This window comes from Humibacter antri, assembly GCF_054777235.1.
Genome location: NZ_BAAHAW010000017.1, coordinates 49,145 through 68,256, shown reverse-complemented (window position 1 = coordinate 68,256; position 19,112 = coordinate 49,145). Strand labels below are relative to the sequence as shown.

The following is a 19,112-nucleotide window of genomic DNA, read 5'->3' as shown; positions in this document are numbered from 1 at the left end:
GACAGATCTACCGAACCCTCGCCACAAACATCACCATCACGCCTTGACAACAGCCATAGAAGGGTCAGCTGACGCGCGCAGCGAGCACGCAGAATTCGTTGCCCTCCGGGTCGGCGAGCACGACCCAGGTCTGCTCTCCCTGGCCGATGTCGGCCCGCTGAGCGCCGTGCGCGAGCAGGCGTGCGACCTCCGCGTCCTGGTCGTCCGGCCTGAAGTCGAGGTGGAGCCGACTCTTGCCCTGCTTGGGCTCGGCGACCCGCACGAAGTCGAGCGCCGGCAGCCGGTCACGTTCGGGCCGAATCTCGAACTCGTCGTCGTCGGAGTACACGACGGTCCATCCGAGGGCCTCCGCCCACCACGTGCCGAGCGCGACCGGATCGATCGAGTGCACGATCACCTGTTCCCATGCCAGAGCCATCCCACGAGCATAGGGACGCCGGGAAACGCGAGAGGCGACGGCTCATCGAGAGGCTATCCCGTTGCGCCATCCACGATCGGCCGGGAGTCGCACGCTCGGCCGGACCAGGAGCGCCCGGCGGCCATCGCACGCCCGGTGGGCCAGCGCACGCTCCGCGCGCCAGCGCACGCTCGGCCGGCCAGCGCGCGCTCGGCCGGACCAGGAGCGCCCGGCGGCCATCGCACGCCCGGTGGGCCAGCGCACGCTCCGCGCGCCAGCGCACGCTCGGCCGGCCAGCGCGCGCTCGGCCGGAAAGCGCACGATCGGCCGGAAACCCCGATGCTGAGCATCCGGCGCATCGAGCGAATTCCGGCCGATCGTGCGGCCGATCGTGCGATGCGGACTGCGGCTCACGAGAGTTCGGTGATCGAGAACGCGTTGCCGTCGGGGTCGCGGAAGGCGAACATGGCCGGAACTCCGGGCCAGCGGAGAATCTCGTCTGCATCGACGCCGCGGCCGACGAGCGCGGAATGAGCTGCCGCGATGTCGTCCGTTGTGAAGCGGATGCCGATGGCGCCGCGTGTGACATCCGATCGGGCGGGCTCCAGCGTGACGATGACGCTGCTCTCCACTGGGGTGAGCTCGATCCAGCGCCCACCATTCGGTGTCGGCATGTCACGAAGCACGGTGAAATCGAGAGTACCGACGTAGAAGTGCAGCGCGGCATCCTGATCGTCGACGGGGATGCTCACCGTGCGAACGCCGGTGATGTGGGTGGCGGTGCTCATGACGACTCCTTCGTTGCGCCGCGCGATCGGCGGCTTCATCTTCATGACGATCCGGATGCCGTGCGATGGACAGGATTTTCGACGTCGACCTGGTCGGACCGTGGACCCGAGCGGTGCCGTTGCTCACTTCAGCAGTCTGTCGAGCAGCGCGGCGGACGTCGCGAACTCAACGAGAGAGCGCCCACTCCTCGAATCGCTCCTGCGCCTCGTCGAAGAACGCGGTCTTCGCCCGGGTGTAGTCGTCGTAGTCCGGCTTTCCCGCGTTCTGCGCGCTCAGTCGTCGCTTGAACTGTTCGTACCGCTCTCGCTCCCGCGGATGCGCGCGCAGCCAGTCCCGGAACCAGACCGTGTACTCACCCCAGGGCGAGTCGGAACGTCGTAGATGCACGATGACGCCGGCGTCGTGCACGAAGAGCGACTTCACCCAGACGTCGTCATCGACAGCACGGCGTCCGCGCGGGATGTCTCGATCGACGCCCGGAGAATCGGGACGCGATCCCTGCGCTCTTCTGTAGCCGGGCGGGCGCAGCCTTTCGACGAGCACGGCGTCCGACGGAAGGGGCAGCATCCGCACCTGCAGGTCGATGAAAGGCTTCGCCGCCAGGCCCGGAACAGATGTCGATCCGATGTGGTCGTACCCGGCGTCACTCGCGCCCGGCAGCTCACGCAGTGCCTCGCGGATGCCCGCGAGCAGGCGCTCCGCCCTACGCGGCCACTGCGGGTCGTAGTCCGACAGCGCGGCCGGATTCGGTGTCGACGTCACGTGACCACGCTAGACGCGTGCTCTGGCATGTCGTTCGCCGGCACTCGATCCCGATGCCGCTGCCCACGCGACCTCTCCGGCACCATGGCCGGCATCCTGTGCACGGCGAGTGCGCGGCCCTGCTCGCCGGCGGCCCGCGGGTGCGCGGCCCGCGGCTGTGCGGCCCGCGGCTGTGCGACCCGCGGCTGCGCGGCCCTGCGGCTGTGCAGGAATTCGGAGGCATGCCGCCGCAACAATCCCGAATGGCTGATTCGGGCGGGGTGGTTCGGCGTGTCTCCGATTTGCCGCACAGCCGCGATGCACAACTTGCCGCACGATGAGGATGCACAACGGGTCCCACGACGAGGGTGCACACGGGCCGCACGATGAGGATGGCGCGGCGACGGCTATTCGACCGCCGGCGACCGTGCATTCGCCGGCGTGCCGGCATCCGGACCCACGTATCGCCCGCGCGGACGCAGTCTCAGCGGCCGCTGCCCGTACTCGTCGATGGCGTGCGCGATCCAGCCGGCCATGCGGCCGATCGCGAAGATGGCCGCGCCGGCATCCGTCGGCATCCCGGCCGCGATGGTGAGCGCGGCGAGCGCCAGGTCGACATTCGGATGCCTGCCCGTGCGCGACAAGACCTCCGCGGAGAGCCGGTCCACGGCTACGACCACGGCGCATCCGTCCGGCAGCTCCGCGACGAGTGGCAGCAGGATGCCCGCACGCGCGTCGATCCCCGGGTAGAGGGCATGCCCGAAGCCCGGCGCCGGGCGAGCGGTGCGTGCGACGGTCTGCGCGAGGGCGGTGCGGGGATCCGCCCCGTCGAGCACGAGACGGATCAGTTCGCACGCCGCTCCGCTCGCGTTGCCGTGCAGGGCCGAGTCCAGTGCGCCGAGGCCGCTCGACACCACGGCATACGGCGTCGCCCGGGCGGAGGCCGCCGCCCGCGCCGCGAGGGTGGACACGGCGAGGTCGTGGTCGATGAGCAGCACGAGTGCGGCGCCCAGTGCGCGCACCTCGGCAGTGTCACCAGCGCGACCCGAGAGCCCGCGCCACAGTTGGCGCGCGATGCCGCCCTGCGATTCGACCCTGGCATCCGCAGCTCGAGAAGTCACGAAATGCAGCTGCTCCGTGTCGACGAGCGCGCTTTTCGCCTTCTCGATGACTATTGCGTCCGTCGTCGTTACGGGTGGAGTCGGGTGCAAGGCGGGGTCGAGCGTCGCCACCACACCGCCGATCAGGCGCGCGGCGGCGGCGCACACAGCATCCGGATTCAGGTCGTGGCGTGTGGGGTCGGCGGCGGCCAGCACGGGCACGGCGACCTGGATGAGGTCCAGCAGCGTCGCCCCCGAGCCGAGTGACGCGACGGCTCCACGGGCGGAGGCGACGGCGTCTTCGTCCCCCGTGAACGCCTGAGTGGTTGCGGCCCGGACGGACACGACGGCGTCTTCGTCCGGAGCAGACTCCGGAGCAGATGCCGGGGCGGGCGCTGATACGACTCCAAGGCCGGACGGCGCCCGTGGTGGTGCGGATGCATCGAACGGCCCGCCCCACAGCCAGCGCGCCACGGATTCGTACGGGTATTCCAGCGCCAGCTGAGCGGCAGGCACACCCCGCAGGTACAGCTCCCCGTCTTCGATCAGCGCGATATCGGTGTCGAGCACCATCAGCGGCGACCCGGACGCCCCGGCGTCCGCACCCCGGTCGGCCCAGGCACTGCGACCGCCGCGCCGCCGTGAACTCGCGAACCGCTCGACCTCGAGCGCGTCGAAGGTCGACCCGTGAGCGCCACGTTCCCGCGCAAGCAGCCCACGCGACACGTACGCGTACAGCGTCTGCGACTGCACACCGAGCCGGGCGGCGGTCTGGGCGGCGGTCAGACGCGGCATCTCGGCATCCATACCGTCATCATATTGATCGGATCAACGTTGACGGATGCCTGATCAAGCTGCACTCTGAAATCGTCCGGCTGAGTACGTCGCCGGGGAGGCCGCCATGTCGATCACAGCCAACGCCGCAAACGCGCACCCGGCACGCGCCACCAACGCGCACCCTGCACCGGCTGTCGAAGTGCCGAGGGGCCTCGCCGGTGTGGTCGTCGCCCAGACATCCATCGGCGACGTGCTCGGCGAGGAGGGTCGTTACCACTACCGGGGGCACGACGCGATCGAGCTTGCCCGCGCCGGCCGTTTCGAGCACGCCTGGCAACTGCTCGTGCTGGGGTCGCTGCCCGACCGGCACACCGACGCCGAGTTCTGCCGGCACATCGCCGCGCTGCGAGTCGCGCCCCGGGAGGTGCGCGAGTTCGTCACGCACGCCTCGGCCCTCTCCGTCCGGCGGGGGTCCGCATCCGACACCGAGGGCGTCGCCCCCTTGCATGCCCTCGACCCGCTCTGCGGACTGCAGGCGGCCCTGCCCGTTGTGGCCGCGGCGCGTGGAGCCGGGCCCCTGTACGACCTGGATGATGCGGCCCGCGTGGAGGAGGCGCTCGCGGTGTGCGCCGTGGCCCCTGGCATCCTCGCCGCCTTCCATCGCGCCTGTGGGGGCACCGACCCTTGGCCAAGCGTCCCGTCGGGGGCCGGCGTCGTCGGGGACTACCTGTTCCGCGTCACCGGCCGAGAACCCGACGTGCGCGCCATCCGCGCCCTGAGCGCCTACCTCATCGCCACACTCGACCACGGCTTCAACGCGTCGACCTTCACGGCGAGGGTGATCGCATCGACCGGGGCCGACATGGCATCGTGCATCGCCGGCGCGCTCGGCGCGCTCTCCGGACCTCTGCACGGCGGCGCACCGAGTCGCGCCCTGGACGCTCTGGATGCCGTCGCCGCCGATCGATCAGGGGTCGACAGTGCCGCCATCGAGCGGTATCTGCGCCACGAATTGTCGGCCGGTCGCAGGCTCATGGGTTTCGGCCACGCGGTGTATCGCACGGCCGACCCGCGATCCCGGTTGCTGAGGGAGGTGGCCCTCGAGTTCGGCGGATCCCGCGTCGAGCTTGCCGTCGAATACGAGCGCATCGCCGAGAAGCTGCTCGCCGAATACAAGCCCGGCCGCCAGCTGCACACGAACGTGGAGTTCTACGCCGCCGTCGTGATGGAGCAGTGCGGCATTCCGCGCGAGATGTTCACGCCCACGTTCGCCGTGGCGCGCATCGTCGGCTGGACCGCTCACGTTCTGGAGCAGGCACGCGACCCGAAGATCATCCGGCCGTCATCGCGGTACGTGCCGAGCACCGACGCCTGGTAGTCGTTCCATCCGCTCAGCGATTGCGGAAGACCCACGATCGGCCGGAAATCGCACGGTGCGCCGGATGCCAAAGGGGTTCTCATCCGGCCGATCGTGCGACTTCCGGCGGATCGTTCGATCTACGGACGACCGGGCGGCAGCGCGACGTCGTGTGGAGGTCGGACCTAGCCGACGGTTCGGAACAGCCGGCTCCCTGCTGCTGTGAATCCCGCGCCGACCGCGAGCACCGCAGCGACACCCCCGACGTACGCGATCTCCAGGTGTCGGCCGTGGTCCGAAACCGTGGCGTAGATCAGCACGAACGCGATCAGCGAGACCACGGTGGCGATCGCGGCGATCCACCACAGCCACCCCAGCGATGCGGATGCCTGACCCGCCGCAGGCAGTCCGAGTAGTGCGAGAACGCCGGTGCCGAGGCATCCGCAGATGGCCACCAGAATGAGGCCGGCCACCACATCGCTGGGCCGATGCCACTGGCTGACGAGCGCGAGGATGCCCGTGAGCACCGCGAACGCGCCCCCGCCCAGAGCCGCGACGGGTCGCCAGCGGGGTGCGGTCACCAGGAAGACGGCGAACGCTGCTGCCGCAGCCACTGTCGTATGCCCCGAAGGGAATGAGTTGCCGAACGGGTCCGTCGCCCCGGTTTCGGGCCTGGTCAGGAACACGTACTTCGACAGCTCCGCGAGCACGCAGGCGACACCGGCGACCACAAGACCCGCGATCAGCTGACGCCATCGGCGAGTGACCACGCCGATGGCGAGCGTGAGCACGATGCCGACGCCGAAGGCGATCAGCGGCACCACATCGAGGAAGTGCTCGGAGAACGTGGCGACCGCGTCGTGCTGGCTGTACGCACCGTTGAAGGCGCGCTCGTCGACGATCTGCCCGGCATAGGTGCGCACGAAGAAGATGTAGACCGCGATGAATCCGGCCAGCAGGCCGAGCGCGGCCACGAAGAACGGCCAGGCGCGCAGTCTCGGATTCACCACTGCACAATCCTCACATCGCGATCCGGCTCGTTCCTGGGAGCACTTTTGTGGCGGCGCTCCTGCAGGGATTCGCACGCCACGCCGTTACCTGATCCGCGACGCATCGGCCTTGCGATCCGACCTCCGCTGGAACGCGAGTGGGCGGGGGACCGACCGGGTGTTTCGGGCTCGGCTTCGACGAGCTCAACCGGCGGCGGCCACGGGCTCCAGCAAGTCATGGCGCACGACGATGGCGTCGCGCGCGGGACCGACGCCGATCGCCGAGAACCTGGCCCCCGACATCCGCTCGAGCGCCAGCACATACCGCTGGGCGGCCTCGGGCAGATCCTCGAAGGAGCGCACGCTCTGGATGTCTTCGCTCCAGCCCGGGAACTCCTCGTAGATCGGCACGGCATGGTGGAAGTCGCTCTGCGAAGCAGGCACCTCGTCGTGGCGCACGCCGTCGACGTCGTACGCGACGCACACAGGTATGCGCTCCAGCCCGGTCAGCGTGTCGAGCTTGGTCAGCACGAAGTCGGTGACGCCGTTCACTCGGGTGGCATAGCGGGCGATCGGGGCGTCGTACCAGCCCGTGCGCCGGGGGCGCCCGGTCGTCGTACCGAACTCCGCGCCGCGCTGCCGCAGCCACTCGCCCATGTCATCGTCGAGCTCGGTGGGGAACGGTCCTGCGCCGACCCGCGTCGTGTACGCCTTGACGATCGCGATCACGCGGTCGATGCGGCCGGGGCCCACGCCGGAACCCGTAGCGGCACCACCGGCCGTCGATGACGAGGAGGTGACGAACGGGTATGTGCCATGGTCGACATCCAGCATCGTGGCCTGCCCGGCCTCGAACAGCACCTGCTTGCCCTCATCGAGTGCCCGGTTCAGCAGCAACGATGTGTCGGCCACCATCGGAGCAATGCGCTCCGCATACGACAGCAGGTCGGCCACGACCTCGTCGACCGAGATCGCGCGCCGGTTGTAGACCTTGACCAGCAGGTGATTCTTCTGGTCGAGCGCACCCTCGACCTTCTGCCGCAGGATGCCCTCGTCGAAGAGATCCTGAATGCGGATGCCCACCCGGTTGATCTTGTCGGCGTACGTCGGCCCGATACCGCGGCCCGTCGTGCCGATCTGGCGCTTGCCGAGAAAGCGCTCGGTCACCTTGTCCATCGTGCGGTGGTACTGAGTGATGATGTGCGCGTTCGACGAGATGACGAGCCGCGAGACGTCGACGCCGCGGGCGATGAGACCGTCGAGTTCCTCGCACAGCACCTCGAGATCGACGACGACGCCGTTGCCGATCACGGGCGTGACACCCTCGGTCAGGATGCCGGAGGGCAGCAGGTGCAGCGCGTACTTCTCGTCGCCGATCACGACCGTGTGGCCCGCGTTGTTGCCGCCGTTGAACTTGACGACGTAGTCGATGCGGCCGCCCAGAAGGTCGGTCGCCTTGCCTTTACCCTCGTCGCCCCATTGGGCACCGACGATGACTGTTGCGGGCATGGCACTCCCCTTGTTCCTTCCGGACCGGCAGTCGAGACGGCCACCGGCGCTGGACCCCGATCGCCGGTTCCGGAACGAGCCGCGAAGCGGACCGGGCGGCCGGGCGTTGGGGGCGCCGCGGCGGCGGCCGGGAATGGCCTCCGCCTTCAGCTGCAGCGCGCTGTCCAGGGTATCGGAGACCGGCGGAATGGCCGAGCAGGCACCGGCGTTCCCCCGTCCGGACATGTCTCACATGACGCTGGGTCTCCGGTATCGGGGTGACCGGTTCTGAGACACGTGCTTGTCGGCATGTCACGGAAACTGCGGGTCGGGCCGCGTCGAACCCGCACGTTCTGCGGCACGGAGTCCGACTTCAGGAAGGCCCTGGGAGCAAGCACCGGGAGCCGTTCGGGTCGGCCCCCGGTGCGCTCGTGCGGGCGAGCATGGTCGCCCTGCTGGTCACCCGGTCGCTCGGCGCTGCGCATCGGCGAGCATCCTGGATGCGCGCACCGTGTCGTTCTGAGCGCGACGCACACAGAACGCGGGGGTAAGCGGCACGGTGATACTCCAGGGATGGGTCGCACGGCGCCACGAGTCGGGTCTCGCTGCACCATGTGCGATGCGTGGCCGCGCTCGGGGCGGCGGGTGGTAGCGGTTCGGGTACCGCCACACAGAGGAGAGCCGGTTGCGGCCGGATCATGACGCAGAACGCGCGATCCGCCCCGAACGGGGGGGGTGCCGCCGGTGCCGCAGCCGTTCACGTGCCAGCACCTGCGGCACGGTCTCCGTGCACGGTCACGGCACGGTCACGGGCCAACACCTGCAGCACGAGGCCCCACAGTTCACGGACCCGCACCTGCAGCACGGGCCCCCGCTCACGGGTACGCACCCGCGGCACGGGGCCCCGGGCATGCAGGGCGCGTCGTCGGCGGCACGGGCCGTCGGCGGTCAGTCTTCGCCGCGAATGACGATCGACTCGGTCGGCGGGGCCGGGTTCTGCACCGGGATGGGCGCCGTGCGCGATGCCTCGATCTCGGCGGAGGCCGTGGGGTCGCACCGGGTGAGCAGCTCGTCGAGGCGGGCGGCCTCGTCGTGCTCGCGGATGGCATCCGCTGCTCGTCGCAGGGCATAGAAGGCACGCAGAACACCGCGGTTCGGCTCGTGGGACCACAGGATCGAGCCTGTGCCGTCCCAGCCTGCCGCCTCCAGCACCTCAAGCGCCCGGTAGTAGCCCACACGGGCGTAGGCGTACGAATCGAGCGCGGCATCCGGGTGGAAGGTCGCCTCGGCGAGCTTCGCCCACGCCAACGGCGAGCGCGGGTACCGCGCCACGACAAGCCGCAGAACTTGCGGCTCACCGCCTGCATCGAGCAGCTCGATGACCACGTTCCGATCGGCGGCGAGACGGATCTCACTCCGCTCGTGCGGCTGGCCCTGCGGCTGCTCGTGCGATGCATCGGCGGTCATACGGCAATGCTAGAGGCGATTGCGGGCCCGGCGACGCTCGCTCGCCTGCCGAGCCCGATTGAGCCTCTCAGCGGCGTAGCCGCGGGAGCCTGCGCGGCGAATTCGGGACCGGAGGCGTACCGCGGGTCGGCTCGCCCATGCAGGGCTCGGCTCAGCGCAGGATGAGCACCCCGGCGAGCCCGATGCCGGTCACCAGGATCGTCGCGAGCAGCGCCAGCAGCAGCGGACGCCCTCCCACCTTGACGAGCTTGCGGATGTTCACCCCGGCACCCAGCGCGAACATGGCAGCGGCCAGCACCGCGCCCTGCGTCGTCTTCGCGACATCGAGCACCGGTTCGGGCACCACACCCACCGAACGGAGCACCACCATCGCGACGAACAGCAGCACGAAGAGCGGAACGATCGGCGGCCGCTTGCCGGAGGCATCCGCTCCGGTGCGGCGCCGGTGAGCGACGCCGACGACGGCCATCACGGGCGCAAGGAGCAGCACCCGCGCGAGCTTCACGACCACGGCCACGGCCAGCGCGCCGCCGCCGAGGATGCCGCCGATGGCCACGACGCCCGCCACCTCGTGAGTCGAGGCGCCGGCCCAGATGCCGGCCTCACGACTTGTCAGCCCGAGCAGGGAACTGGCGAACGGGATGAACGGGATCATCAGCGTTCCGAACACCGTGGCCAGCGCGATCGCTGCGACGACGTCTTCGTTCTTCTCGGTCTGGATGACGCCGTCGACCGCGGCGACCGCTGAGGCGCCGCAGATGGAGAATCCGCCGGCGATGAGCAGCCGCTGCGTGTAAGGAACACCGAGCCAGCGCCCCATCACAAGCGTTCCGGAGAATCCGATGCCGACGACGGCGACCACGATCAGGATGACGCCCCACCCGAGGCCGAGCACGTCGCCGAGCATCAGCTGCAGACCGAGCAGCACGATGCCCAGCCGCAGCAGCTTCTTCGCCGCGAAAACGAGCCCGGCCTCCAGCACCGACGGCACGGGAAGGGTGTTGCGTACGAGCACGCCCAGCACGATCGCGGTGAGCGTGGCACTCAGCACAGGAATGACGGATGCCACGACGAGCGCGATCGCTACCGCCACCGCGCACACCGCAAGGCCCGGCGCCACCCGCAGGGTTCCGTGCCAGAGGGCGACTGCCGACCAGCTCGAGCGGCTCGATCGCGCCTCGGCCTCGGTGGGGGTTCCGATGCCGGTCGTGGCATCGGCCTCGATATCGCCGTCGACTCCGGGGCCGGTCGCGGACCCGGTCCCGGGGTCGGCCTCGGCGGGAACGGGGACGGGTGCGGTGCTGGTCACCGTTCCAGCCTGGAATCCCGCGCCGCGCGGCGGTAGCCGCCGATTCGACATAGCGACATATCATTTGGATATGGCTGATTCCAGCTCTGCCGGAGCGGATGCGCGGCGCAGCGACCGCTGGCCGGACCTTTCCGTGCTCGAGCTCCTCGTCGCGGTCTCCGAACACGGAAGCCTGAGCGCAGGCGCGCGGGCCGTCGGCATGGCGCAGCCCAACGCATCCAGAGCCCTCGCCGCCTGGGAGAGGAGCCTCGGCGTACGGCTGCTGGAGCGATCGACGCGTGGATCGCGTCTCACCCCCGACGGCGACGTCGTGGTCGATTGGGCGAGTGCCGTGCTCGGCGCAGCACGCGAGCTGCACACCGCGATCGCGGCCCTGCGCCGCGACCGGAATTCGCACCTCACGGTGGCTGCGAGCCTCACCGTGGCCGAATACCTGATACCGCTGTGGCTCACGCGGCTGAGGCGTGAGCATGCGGACCTCGACGTCGCACTGCTCGTGAACAACTCCAGCGAGGTGTTCGATCTGGTGGCATCGGGCAGGGCTGCGGTCGGATTCGTGGAGTCGCCGGGCGTTCCGCACTCGCTGCGCCGCTCGGCGGTGTCGCACGATCGACTTGTGGTCGTGGTCTCGCCGGAGCATGCGTGGGCGCGGCGCCGACGGCCTCTCGGCGCGGCGGAGCTCGCGTCGACACCGCTCGTGGTGCGCGAGCCGGGGTCGGGAACACGCACGACACTCGATGAAGCGCTGGTCGGGTACCGGCGAGCGGATCCGATTCTGGAGCTTTCGAGCAACGCCGCGGTGCGTGTCGCCGTGGCGAGCGGGGCCGGCCCTGCGGTGCTCAGTGAACTGGCCGTGGGCGCGGCAGTGCGCGGCGGCGAGCTCGTGGCCGTGCCCATCTCGGGTCTCGAGCTGGTGCGCACGCTGCACGCCGTGTGGACCGATGCCGCGTCGCTCCACCCCGCTGCGGCCGATCTGGTCGCCATCGCCCGGCGCCACGCCGCGCCGTAAGCCTCGCCATGAGGCGGGGCGGCACTGGCCGCACGGCGGAGGCGCACGCCCTGGTGTCTCGCGACGCTGGATGCATGACCACAGACACGAAAGAACGAACTGCACCACACATCCCGGGCCTCGGGGGCCCAACCGCGACGTCGGCGGCGATCGAGGCGAACGCGCTGCGCAAGTCGTTCGGCAGGGAGCCGGCCGTGGCCGACGTCACCTTCCGGGTCGAACCAGGACGGATCGTGGGCCTGCTGGGACCCAACGGCGCCGGCAAGACCACGACGATGCGCATGCTCCTCGGGCTCGTGCAACCGGATGCGGGATCTTCGACGATCGCCGGCGTACCGTTCCAGCAGCTCCCGTCTCCGTCGCGAACCGTCGGCGCGATGCTCGACGCGAGCGGACTGCATCCTTCCCGCACGGGGCGTCAGCACCTGCGCATCGCCTCCGCTCTCGCCGGTGTCTCCGCCGACCGGGTCGAGGCCGTGCTGCACGAGACCGGCATGGCTCAGGCCGCCGATCGCCGCATCTCGGGTTACTCGCTCGGCATGCGGCAGCGTCTCGCCCTGGCTTCGGCGCTCGTCGGCGAGCCGGGAGTGCTCGTGCTCGACGAGCCCGCGAACGGGCTGGATCCTGGCGGCGTGCACTGGCTGCGCGAGTGGTTGCGGAAGTTCGCGGACCGCGGAGGCACCGCCCTGGTCTCGTCGCACGGGTTGGCCGAGGTGGCCAAGGTGTGCGACGACGTCATCGTGATCGCGCATGGCCGGGTGCTGGCGAGCGGGACGCTGCAGCATCTGACCTCGCGCCACGACGGCAGCCTCGAATCGTTCTACCTCGACATCACCCGGTCCGCAGAGGAGGTGCGCTGATGCTTCGCGCAGAGATGATCAAGCTCACGACGATCGGCTCGACGAAAGTCGCCTTCGCCGTCGCACTCGGAGGCCTACTGCTCACCCAGCTGATCTTCGTGACCCTGCTCCCGGCGATCGCCCACGGCACGATCTCGCTCGGGGACGGGGGGCAAGCGGCGCGCGAGCTGAGCGCGATGAGCCTTCAGTCCGCATCGTTCCAGTATTCATCCCTGAATGTGCTCGGCGGGAACGGCAGCGGTTCGATCGGTGTCGCCATCATCGGCATCGTGGCGCTCGGGCTGCTCGTGGCCACCACCGACTACCGGTTCGGCGGCATGGTCATGACCATCGCTGCGCGACCGAGGCGGATTCCCGTGCTGCTGGCGAAGACGGCCGCAACGGCGATCGCGGCGGCACTGCTCTCCGTCGGCATGGTCGTGGTCGACTTCGCGATACTCGCCGGCTCTCTCGGAATCAGCCGCTCGCCCTGGCTGGTCTCCCCGCTCGATGCACTGAGCACATCCCTGCGCGGCACGACAGTCGTGGTGCTGCTGGCGCTTCTCGGGCTTGCGATCGGGATGCTCGTGCGCAGTCAGCTCGCTGCCTTCCTGATCGCTATCGCCGCGCTCGTGATCGAGCCCGTGGCATCCGCGACGCTGGGCATTCTCGGCACACCTGCACTCGTGGCGCAGCTGCTGCCGCTGGGCCTCGCCCAGACGGCGCTGGCGCCGCTCGGGGCAGCCGGTCCGCTCGACCCCATCGCCGCCCTGTGCCTGCTCGCAGGCTTGGCTGCCGTGCTGCTCACGTTCGCCGGACTCGCACTGCACCGACGCGACGTGTGAGGCTGAACGCGAGAGGAGGGCGCACCATGGAGCCGACGCCGCCTGCACGGCGCACGGGGTCGAGCGTGTTGCGCTCCGTGCTCGACCCGGGCGCCCTGCTCGTGGCGGTCATCGCGCTCTGCACGTTCGTCATCGAGATCGTCACGGGCGGCCCGGCCGTCGAGCGGTGGGTCCTGCCAACGGCGATCATGGTTCAGGCCGTGCTGCTGACGACGAGGCGCCGCGCTCCGACGATGATTCTGGTGGCGGTCAGCGTGTGCGACGCCGCATTGCTGATTCTGTTCGGCGGGCTGATCGGAACCGGCGCACTGGCCGTGATGATCGCCTCGTACACGGTGGTCGCCGTGCGCCCCCGCCGCCGGGCGTACTCGGCGCTTTCGCTGCTCGGAGCTGGTGCGGCCGTCGTCGCCGCGTGTTCTCTGGCCTTCAGCGCGTCGTCGGAGCGGCTCATCCCCGCCGGATGGATCGTGCCGGTGGCGGTGGCGCGTGTCGTGATCGCGTACGGCGTGCCCGCAGCCGTCGCGGAGATCGTCGCCGCGAGGCGCCGTCTCGTTCGCGCGCTCAGAGAGCGTGCCGAACTGGCCGAGCAGTCGCGCGAGCGCGCCGCCGCCGACGCGGTGCGGCGGCAGCGCGCGTCGATGGCCCGCGAGCTGCACGACATCGCGGCGCATCACCTGACCGGCATCATCGTGAGCACGCAGGCTGCTCGCGCACTGATTCGAGCCGACCCATCAGCAAGCGAGCGCTACCTGCTGACCTCCGAGCGCGAGACCCGCACTGCGCTGGACAGCATTCGCCAGGCGGTCGGACTGCTGCGGCTGGACGACGGCGCCCCCTATTCGCCACAGCCCTCGCTGGACGACATCGGCAGGCTCGTCTCCGACTTTCCGGGCGGCAATGCGCGCCTCAGCATCATCGGCGAGGCGAGCGGGCACCCCGGCCCGCTCGCCGAGCTCGCCGCGTATCGCATGATCCAGGAGTCGCTGACGAACGCGGCACGGCACGCACCTGGCACGGATGTTCGGGTCGAGCTGCACTACTCGGCCGGTTCGCTCCGCATAGCGGTGGCCAACACTGCGCTGCCCGATGCGAAGGAAGTGCCGCACTCATCGCCGGGAAGCATCCGCGCACCGAGGGGCGCAGGTGACAGTGCCGGCGACGATGCAGGTGGCGGCGCCGTCGGTGATCGGCACGGTGGAAACGGGCTTGCCGGCATGCGGGAGCGTGCCGCGCTCCTCGGCGGCACACTGACCACAGGGCCCGGAAGGCGCCGGCGGCTGGCGCAATACGCTCGTGCTGCCCATCGAGCAGCCCGGGAGTGAGGAGAAGTCCCGATGATCCGCGTTCTGATCGCCGATGACCAGGAGATCATGCGTGCGGGACTCGCCGTCGTGCTCGACGCGGGCGAGGAGACCACCATCGTCGGGCAGGCTGCCGACGGGGCCGAAGCCGTCGAACTGGCCGCTCGGCTGCGCCCCGACGTCGTATGCATGGACATCCGGATGCCCGGCCTGAACGGAATCGAGGCGACTCGCGCCATTCTCGCCACACCGGGCAACGTCAGTGCCGTGCTCATCGTGACGACCTTCGACCTCGACGAGTACGTCTTCGGTGCGCTCGAAGCGGGAGCCGCCGGGTTTGTGCTCAAGGGCGCGGAGTCCGACGCGTTGCGCGCCGCCGTGCGATCGGTCGCCGCCGGTGAAGGCACGCTCGATCAGCAGGTCACCCGCCGGGTCATCGCCGAACTCGGTCGCAGGAATCCTCTGCCGGCGGAAGTCGCGACCAGGATGCCGGCGCTCACGGACCGCGAGAACGAGATCGTCGTGCTGCTCGCCGAGGGGCTTTCCAACCAGGAGATCGCTGCGCGGTTGTTCATCGAACCGTCGACCGTGAAGTACCACGTGGCAAGCATCTTGACGAAGACCGGGCTGCGGGACCGGCTGCAAGTCGTGGTCTGGGCCTTCCGGAACGGTCTGGCGCACTGACCGGCGGGCGGTCCGTCGGCCAGACGAGGCGAGGAGGGCCACTAATATGCACACGCGTGTGCAGGATAATGTACTCTTGATCCATGCCGCCGCACCCCGAGCCCTCTCGCAGCGAGGTCGCAATGCGCCCAGCTCCTCGCCGACCCCGGCGTGACGCGGCGACGAACCGTGCCGCGCTCGTGGCGGTCGCCGCCAGGCTGCTCAGCCACGACATCGACACCTCGCTCGAGACCATCGCGGTCGAGGCGGGGCTCAGCCGCCGGGCCGTCTACGGCCACTTCGCCACTCGAGACGACCTCGTTCGCGAGGTTCTCCTGCGTGGGGCCGAGCGGATCGGATCATCCATTCTGAGCATCGAACACCCCGATGCCCGCGTCGAGATCGCGCTCTACGGCGCAACCCTGTGGAGCGAGGTTCAGCACGCGCGGGTCACCGCGGAGTTCGCCGTGCGCGGTCCCTACACCGATCTGGTCGGAAAGGCGCTGGAGCCCGCGCGAGCGAAGCTGCGTGCCACGGTACGACGCGGCGTGCGGGGCGGCGTGCTGCGGCGGGACATCCACCCGGACCCGCTGGCGCGTCTCATCGAAGGAGCCGCGCTCGATGTTCTCACCGAGGCGACGCATGAGGGGCTTGATGCCCGCGCCGGCCACACGCTCGTCATGCGCACCGCCCTCAGCGTGGCCGGCCTGAGCTGGCGCGAGGCGGATGCCCTCGTCGAGGGGACGCAGGAGCTCGCTTACCGCGGGGGCTCGCCCCCTGCACCGGAACCCGCCGTCGCACCGGGAACGGCCACCGCGCCCGAAACGGCGACCGACGAGGCCGTATCGAACACACGCGTCGAAGCAACATATGCCACTGCCGGCATGCGAGGAGCATCCAGAAGGGGCCAGTCATGAGGATCACGTTGAACGCCGTGTCGAAGCGCCCGGCTCTCGACACCGTGACGCTCACGTACGGCACCGGCGAGGCGGTTCTGGCACGCGCCGAGACCGAACAGCGGCCGACGGTGCTCGGACTTCTGGCATCCGGTCGCATGAAGCCCGGCTCGGGCACCGTCACGGTGGACGGCGCAGCAGACACCGCGGCCATCCGCCGAGCCATCGCCCTCGTGGACGCTCCCGACGTGAGCGACCCCGCTCCGAACGTGACCGTCGCCGGCGTCGTCGCCGAGGAGCTGATGTTCGCCGGCCGGCCGTGGGGCAAGCGCGCCGTGAAGCGCACACTGACGTCACTGGGCGCTGCGAACCACGCACGCGACGCGATCGGACAGGTGCCGCCTGCTGTACGCATCCGTCTGCTCGTCGAACTCGCCTTGCTGCGCGACGGCGTGCAAGGCGTCGTACTCACCGCACCCGACCGCCACGGCGGCGACCCGAACGCGTGGTGGCGGACCGCGCTCGACGTGGCATCCCGTGGCTTCGCTGTTCTCGTCATCGCGGGGGATGCCTCTGCCGCCGCCATCGCCGCGAGCTCACTCGTCGAGCGACTCGAGGCGCCGTGGGGCGACGCCGACCCCGACGACGACCCCACCCGCGACGACTCCGACACCTCGATCGCGGGCGAGGGCTCGCTGTTCGACCTTCCCGACGTGATCACCCGCCCCGTTCCGGCGATCGAGAACGACACTCACATCGAAACGAGTGACGAATGAAAGTCCCCCAGATGATCGCGGCCGAGCTGCGCCGCCTCACCGCCAGCCGCATGGCGACGATCGCACTGCTGGCGCTGATGTGCGTTCCGGTGATCTACGGCGCGCTCTACCTGTGGGCGAACCAGAACCCTTATGCGAAGCTCGACCAGATTCCGGCCGCCATCGTCGTGAGCGACACCGGCGCCACGACCGACGGCAAGGCCGTGAACTATGGCGACAAGGTCGCACAGCGGCTCGTCGACGACGGCACGTTCCAGTGGCACGTCGTCTCCGCTGAGACCGCCGCGAAGGGACTGAGCGACCAGCGCTTCGACTTCGCGATCACTCTCCCGGCAGACTTCTCGCGCCAGCTTCTGAGCGCCTCGACAACGGCTCCCGGAATGGCGACCGTGAGGCTCACCACCAACGACACGAACAGCTATCTCGCCTCCACCATCGGCCAGCAGGCGGCGCAGACGATCAAGACATCCATCGTGCAGGAGGTGAACCGCGAGGCAGCGGGCCGGTTCCTGCTGGCGTTGTCGGACATCCGCTCCAACCTCTCCTCTGCTGCGGATGCCGCCGGCCAGCTGCTGGGCGGAACGCAGACAGCGCACAGCGGTGCGGCCACGCTCGCCGACGGCACGTCGCAGCTGGCGACGGGTTCCGCGTCGCTGCGCGACGGGCTGAACACACTCGCGTCGCAGACGGCGGATCTGCCGGCGCAGAGTCAGCGGCTCGCGGACGGCGCGCAGCAGGTCGCGGCGGGCGACACGAAGCTCGCCGGCTACGCGAACCAGGCGGGTTCACTGTCGCAGCAGGCGGCGGATGCCGTTCCCACCGTTCGCGCAGACGTTCAGGGGCAGTTGCAGGCTCTGGTGCAGCAGGGCGCGATCAACCAGAGCCAGGCCGATGCGATCCTGTCCCAACTCGATCGGCTCGGCGGCAAGGTCACGACCGGCAACCAGCAGGTGCAGGCCGCCGTCGGGCAAGTGGACCAGCTGGCGAGCGGTTCGCAGCAGGTCGCGGCGGGAGCGTCTCAGCTGGCGGCATCCGCTCCCGCGTTGAGCGGGGGCATCCAGCAGGCGGCCGGCGGGGCGTCGCAGCTCGCCGACGGTTCGGCGCAGGCTGCCGCAGGCGCGTCGTCGTTGCGCGACGGGCTCGGCACGCTCGCCGACGGAACGGCGAAGCTGAAGTCGGGGCTGGATGCCGGTGTGCAGCAGATTCCGCAGACGACGGCATCCGAACGCGCGGCTCAGGCGAACACGATCGCCGACCCGGTGAAGCTCGCGCAGTCGAAGGAGGCGAGCGCGGGCACCTACGGGGCCGGGCTGGCGCCGTTCTTCATGGCGCTCGCGGCATGGATCGGCATCTACGCTCTGTTCCTGATCGTGAAGCCGGTGTCCCGGCGGGCCATCACGGCCCTGCGTTCGCCGTTCCGCGTGACGCTCGCCGGCTGGCTCACGCCCGCGCTGCTCGGCGTCGTGCAGATGGTGGCGCTCTACGCCGTGGTCGCGGGCGCGCTGCACTTCGGCGTGAGCAACCCGGCAGCGACGTTCGGCATCATGGCGCTGGCATCGGTGACGTTCACCGCGATCATCCTCGCCCTGAACGTCTGGCTGGGCAGCGTCGGCCAGTTCCTCGGCCTGGTGCTCATGGTGCTGCAGCTCGTCTCGGCGGGCGGCACGTTCCCGTGGCAGACCCTGCCTGGGCCGCTCGCGTGGCTGCACCACGTGCTGCCGATGTCATATGCCGTCGATGGCATACGACAGACGATGTACGGCGGCAACGCGTCGCTGGCCGGCGGCGACGCCGTGTTCCTTCTGGTGTGGCTGGCGAGCGCGCTCGTGATCACCGCGCTCGGGGTGGTGCGCATGACGCACCACCGCACCCTGCGTGACCTGCAGCCGAGCCTGATCGGCTGACGCCGCGTCCGCACCGCGGTCGAGTCCGCCCGCCCGCCGAACCCGCCACGCGGATCGAACCCGCCCCGCAGATCGAGTCCGAACTGTGGGTTGAGTCCGAACCGTAGGTTGAGTCCGAACTGTGGGTTGAGTCCGAACTGTGGGTTGAGTCCGAACTGTGGGTTGAGCTTGTCGAAACCCCTGCCCCGCCCGTCGAACCGGCGCCGCCCGTCGAACCGGAACCGCGGATCGAGTCCCAACCGTGGGTTGAGCTTGTCGAAACCCCCACCCCGCCGGTCAAGCCACCCCGCCGGTCAAGCCCGCCCCGCCGGTTGAGCCTGGGCCCCCAGCCGCCGGTTCCGGCGCGTCGCGAAGCGACGTGACGGCCGTGCAGCTAGGGAGCGAAACCCGCGTCCGCAAGTCCAGCCAATCCTTCGGATTGAGCATGTCGAAACGGGATGAACCGCTGCGCGGCCGAGTGACAGC

General features: G+C 69.8%; 17 protein-coding genes. 9 read left to right on the top strand and 8 right to left on the bottom strand.

All coding sequences use genetic code 11. From position 1 onward, the window contains the following. Positions 1 to 64 precede the first annotated feature (64 nt). From ACYVDK_RS06400 to ACYVDK_RS06385, 4 genes are all read right to left on the bottom strand, one after another. The gene (locus ACYVDK_RS06400; protein ID WP_460519607.1) at positions 65 to 418 is read right to left on the bottom strand and encodes a VOC family protein; all 354 of its coding nucleotides are present in this window, start codon (positions 416 to 418) and stop codon (positions 65 to 67) included. A gap of 389 nt (positions 419 to 807) precedes the next feature. Further along, positions 808 to 1,185 carry a VOC family protein gene (locus tag ACYVDK_RS06395; RefSeq protein WP_460519604.1) on the bottom strand — a complete coding sequence of 126 codons (378 nt, stop codon included), beginning with the start codon at positions 1,183 to 1,185 and terminating at the stop codon, positions 808 to 810. Between the two features lie 166 nt (positions 1,186 to 1,351). Further along, a complete protein-coding gene (locus tag ACYVDK_RS06390; protein WP_460519601.1) occupies positions 1,352 to 1,948 on the bottom strand; it encodes a GrpB family protein in 597 nt (198 codons plus the stop codon). A 386-nt stretch (positions 1,949 to 2,334) separates the two neighbouring features. Beyond that, entirely contained in the window at positions 2,335 to 3,834 is a 1,500-nt protein-coding gene (locus tag ACYVDK_RS06385; protein ID WP_460519598.1) for a citrate/2-methylcitrate synthase, read from the bottom strand. A gap of 94 nt (positions 3,835 to 3,928) precedes the next feature. On the opposite strand from ACYVDK_RS06385, the gene ACYVDK_RS06380 reads away from it, so the two are divergent. Then, positions 3,929 to 5,182, top strand: coding sequence for a citrate synthase family protein (locus ACYVDK_RS06380; RefSeq protein ID WP_460519595.1), 1,254 nt, complete (start codon positions 3,929 to 3,931; stop codon positions 5,180 to 5,182). A 164-nt stretch (positions 5,183 to 5,346) separates the two neighbouring features. Here ACYVDK_RS06380 and ACYVDK_RS06375 read toward each other — a convergent pair whose 3' ends face one another. The 4 genes from ACYVDK_RS06375 to ACYVDK_RS06360 form a co-directional block, all read right to left on the bottom strand. Then, on the bottom strand, positions 5,347 to 6,171 hold the full coding sequence (locus ACYVDK_RS06375) for a phosphatase PAP2 family protein (protein WP_460519592.1): 825 nt from the start codon (positions 6,169 to 6,171) through the stop codon (positions 5,347 to 5,349). Between the two features lie 183 nt (positions 6,172 to 6,354). Further along, entirely contained in the window at positions 6,355 to 7,659 is a 1,305-nt protein-coding gene (locus tag ACYVDK_RS06370; RefSeq protein WP_460519590.1) for an adenylosuccinate synthase, read from the bottom strand. 927 nt (positions 7,660 to 8,586) lie between these two features. After that, a complete protein-coding gene (locus ACYVDK_RS06365; RefSeq protein WP_460519587.1) occupies positions 8,587 to 9,105 on the bottom strand; it encodes a DUF3151 family protein in 519 nt (172 codons plus the stop codon). 151 nt (positions 9,106 to 9,256) lie between these two features. Next, positions 9,257 to 10,414 carry a YeiH family protein gene (locus tag ACYVDK_RS06360; RefSeq protein WP_460519584.1) on the bottom strand — a complete coding sequence of 386 codons (1,158 nt, stop codon included), beginning with the start codon at positions 10,412 to 10,414 and terminating at the stop codon, positions 9,257 to 9,259. A 70-nt stretch (positions 10,415 to 10,484) separates the two neighbouring features. Here ACYVDK_RS06360 and ACYVDK_RS06355 point away from each other — a divergent pair, with 70 nt between their 5' ends. From ACYVDK_RS06355 to ACYVDK_RS06320, 8 genes are all read left to right on the top strand, one after another. Further along, a complete protein-coding gene (locus ACYVDK_RS06355; RefSeq protein ID WP_460519581.1) occupies positions 10,485 to 11,423 on the top strand; it encodes a LysR family transcriptional regulator in 939 nt (312 codons plus the stop codon). Between the two features lie 74 nt (positions 11,424 to 11,497). Next, entirely contained in the window at positions 11,498 to 12,283 is a 786-nt protein-coding gene (locus ACYVDK_RS06350) for an ABC transporter ATP-binding protein (RefSeq protein ID WP_460519578.1), read from the top strand. Continuing rightward, positions 12,283 to 13,107, top strand: coding sequence for a hypothetical protein (locus ACYVDK_RS06345; RefSeq protein ID WP_460519575.1), 825 nt, complete (start codon positions 12,283 to 12,285; stop codon positions 13,105 to 13,107). Before ACYVDK_RS06350 ends, ACYVDK_RS06345 begins: the two co-directional genes overlap by 1 nt. A gap of 26 nt (positions 13,108 to 13,133) precedes the next feature. Continuing rightward, positions 13,134 to 14,429, top strand: coding sequence for a sensor histidine kinase (locus ACYVDK_RS06340; protein ID WP_460519573.1), 1,296 nt, complete (start codon positions 13,134 to 13,136; stop codon positions 14,427 to 14,429). A gap of 12 nt (positions 14,430 to 14,441) precedes the next feature. Beyond that, entirely contained in the window at positions 14,442 to 15,092 is a 651-nt protein-coding gene (locus ACYVDK_RS06335; protein WP_460519570.1) for a transcriptional regulator, read from the top strand. Between the two features lie 83 nt (positions 15,093 to 15,175). Continuing rightward, positions 15,176 to 15,988, top strand: a complete 813-nt coding sequence (locus ACYVDK_RS06330; RefSeq protein ID WP_460519567.1) for a TetR/AcrR family transcriptional regulator — start codon at positions 15,176 to 15,178, stop codon at positions 15,986 to 15,988. Continuing rightward, entirely contained in the window at positions 15,985 to 16,743 is a 759-nt protein-coding gene (locus ACYVDK_RS06325) for a hypothetical protein (RefSeq protein WP_460519564.1), read from the top strand. The genes ACYVDK_RS06330 and ACYVDK_RS06325 overlap by 4 nt, the downstream gene beginning before the upstream one ends. Beyond that, complete coding sequence (locus tag ACYVDK_RS06320) at positions 16,740 to 18,647, top strand: YhgE/Pip family protein (RefSeq protein WP_460519561.1); 1,908 nt, start codon at positions 16,740 to 16,742, stop codon at positions 18,645 to 18,647. Before ACYVDK_RS06325 ends, ACYVDK_RS06320 begins: the two co-directional genes overlap by 4 nt. The last annotated feature ends 465 nt before the right edge of the window (positions 18,648 to 19,112 follow it).

What these genes read in the sequence shown, in the direction of transcription:
- ACYVDK_RS06400 (WP_460519607.1), bottom strand. Translation starts at nt 418, where the DNA reads ATGGCTCTGGCATGGGAACAGGTGATCGTGCACTCGATCGATCCGGTC.
- ACYVDK_RS06395 (WP_460519604.1), bottom strand. Translation starts at nt 1,185, where the DNA reads ATGAGCACCGCCACCCACATCACCGGCGTTCGCACGGTGAGCATCCCC.
- ACYVDK_RS06385 (WP_460519598.1), bottom strand. Translation starts at nt 3,834, where the DNA reads ATGGATGCCGAGATGCCGCGTCTGACCGCCGCCCAGACCGCCGCCCGG.
- ACYVDK_RS06380 (WP_460519595.1), top strand. Translation starts at nt 3,929, where the DNA reads ATGTCGATCACAGCCAACGCCGCAAACGCGCACCCGGCACGCGCCACC.
- ACYVDK_RS06370 (WP_460519590.1), bottom strand. Translation starts at nt 7,659, where the DNA reads ATGCCCGCAACAGTCATCGTCGGTGCCCAATGGGGCGACGAGGGTAAA.
- ACYVDK_RS06365 (WP_460519587.1), bottom strand. Translation starts at nt 9,105, where the DNA reads ATGACCGCCGATGCATCGCACGAGCAGCCGCAGGGCCAGCCGCACGAG.
- ACYVDK_RS06355 (WP_460519581.1), top strand. Translation starts at nt 10,485, where the DNA reads ATGGCTGATTCCAGCTCTGCCGGAGCGGATGCGCGGCGCAGCGACCGC.
- ACYVDK_RS06350 (WP_460519578.1), top strand. Translation starts at nt 11,498, where the DNA reads ATGACCACAGACACGAAAGAACGAACTGCACCACACATCCCGGGCCTC.
- ACYVDK_RS06345 (WP_460519575.1), top strand. Translation starts at nt 12,283, where the DNA reads ATGCTTCGCGCAGAGATGATCAAGCTCACGACGATCGGCTCGACGAAA.
- ACYVDK_RS06340 (WP_460519573.1), top strand. Translation starts at nt 13,134, where the DNA reads ATGGAGCCGACGCCGCCTGCACGGCGCACGGGGTCGAGCGTGTTGCGC.
- ACYVDK_RS06335 (WP_460519570.1), top strand. Translation starts at nt 14,442, where the DNA reads ATGATCCGCGTTCTGATCGCCGATGACCAGGAGATCATGCGTGCGGGA.
- ACYVDK_RS06330 (WP_460519567.1), top strand. Translation starts at nt 15,176, where the DNA reads ATGCCGCCGCACCCCGAGCCCTCTCGCAGCGAGGTCGCAATGCGCCCA.
- ACYVDK_RS06325 (WP_460519564.1), top strand. Translation starts at nt 15,985, where the DNA reads ATGAGGATCACGTTGAACGCCGTGTCGAAGCGCCCGGCTCTCGACACC.
- ACYVDK_RS06320 (WP_460519561.1), top strand. Translation starts at nt 16,740, where the DNA reads ATGAAAGTCCCCCAGATGATCGCGGCCGAGCTGCGCCGCCTCACCGCC.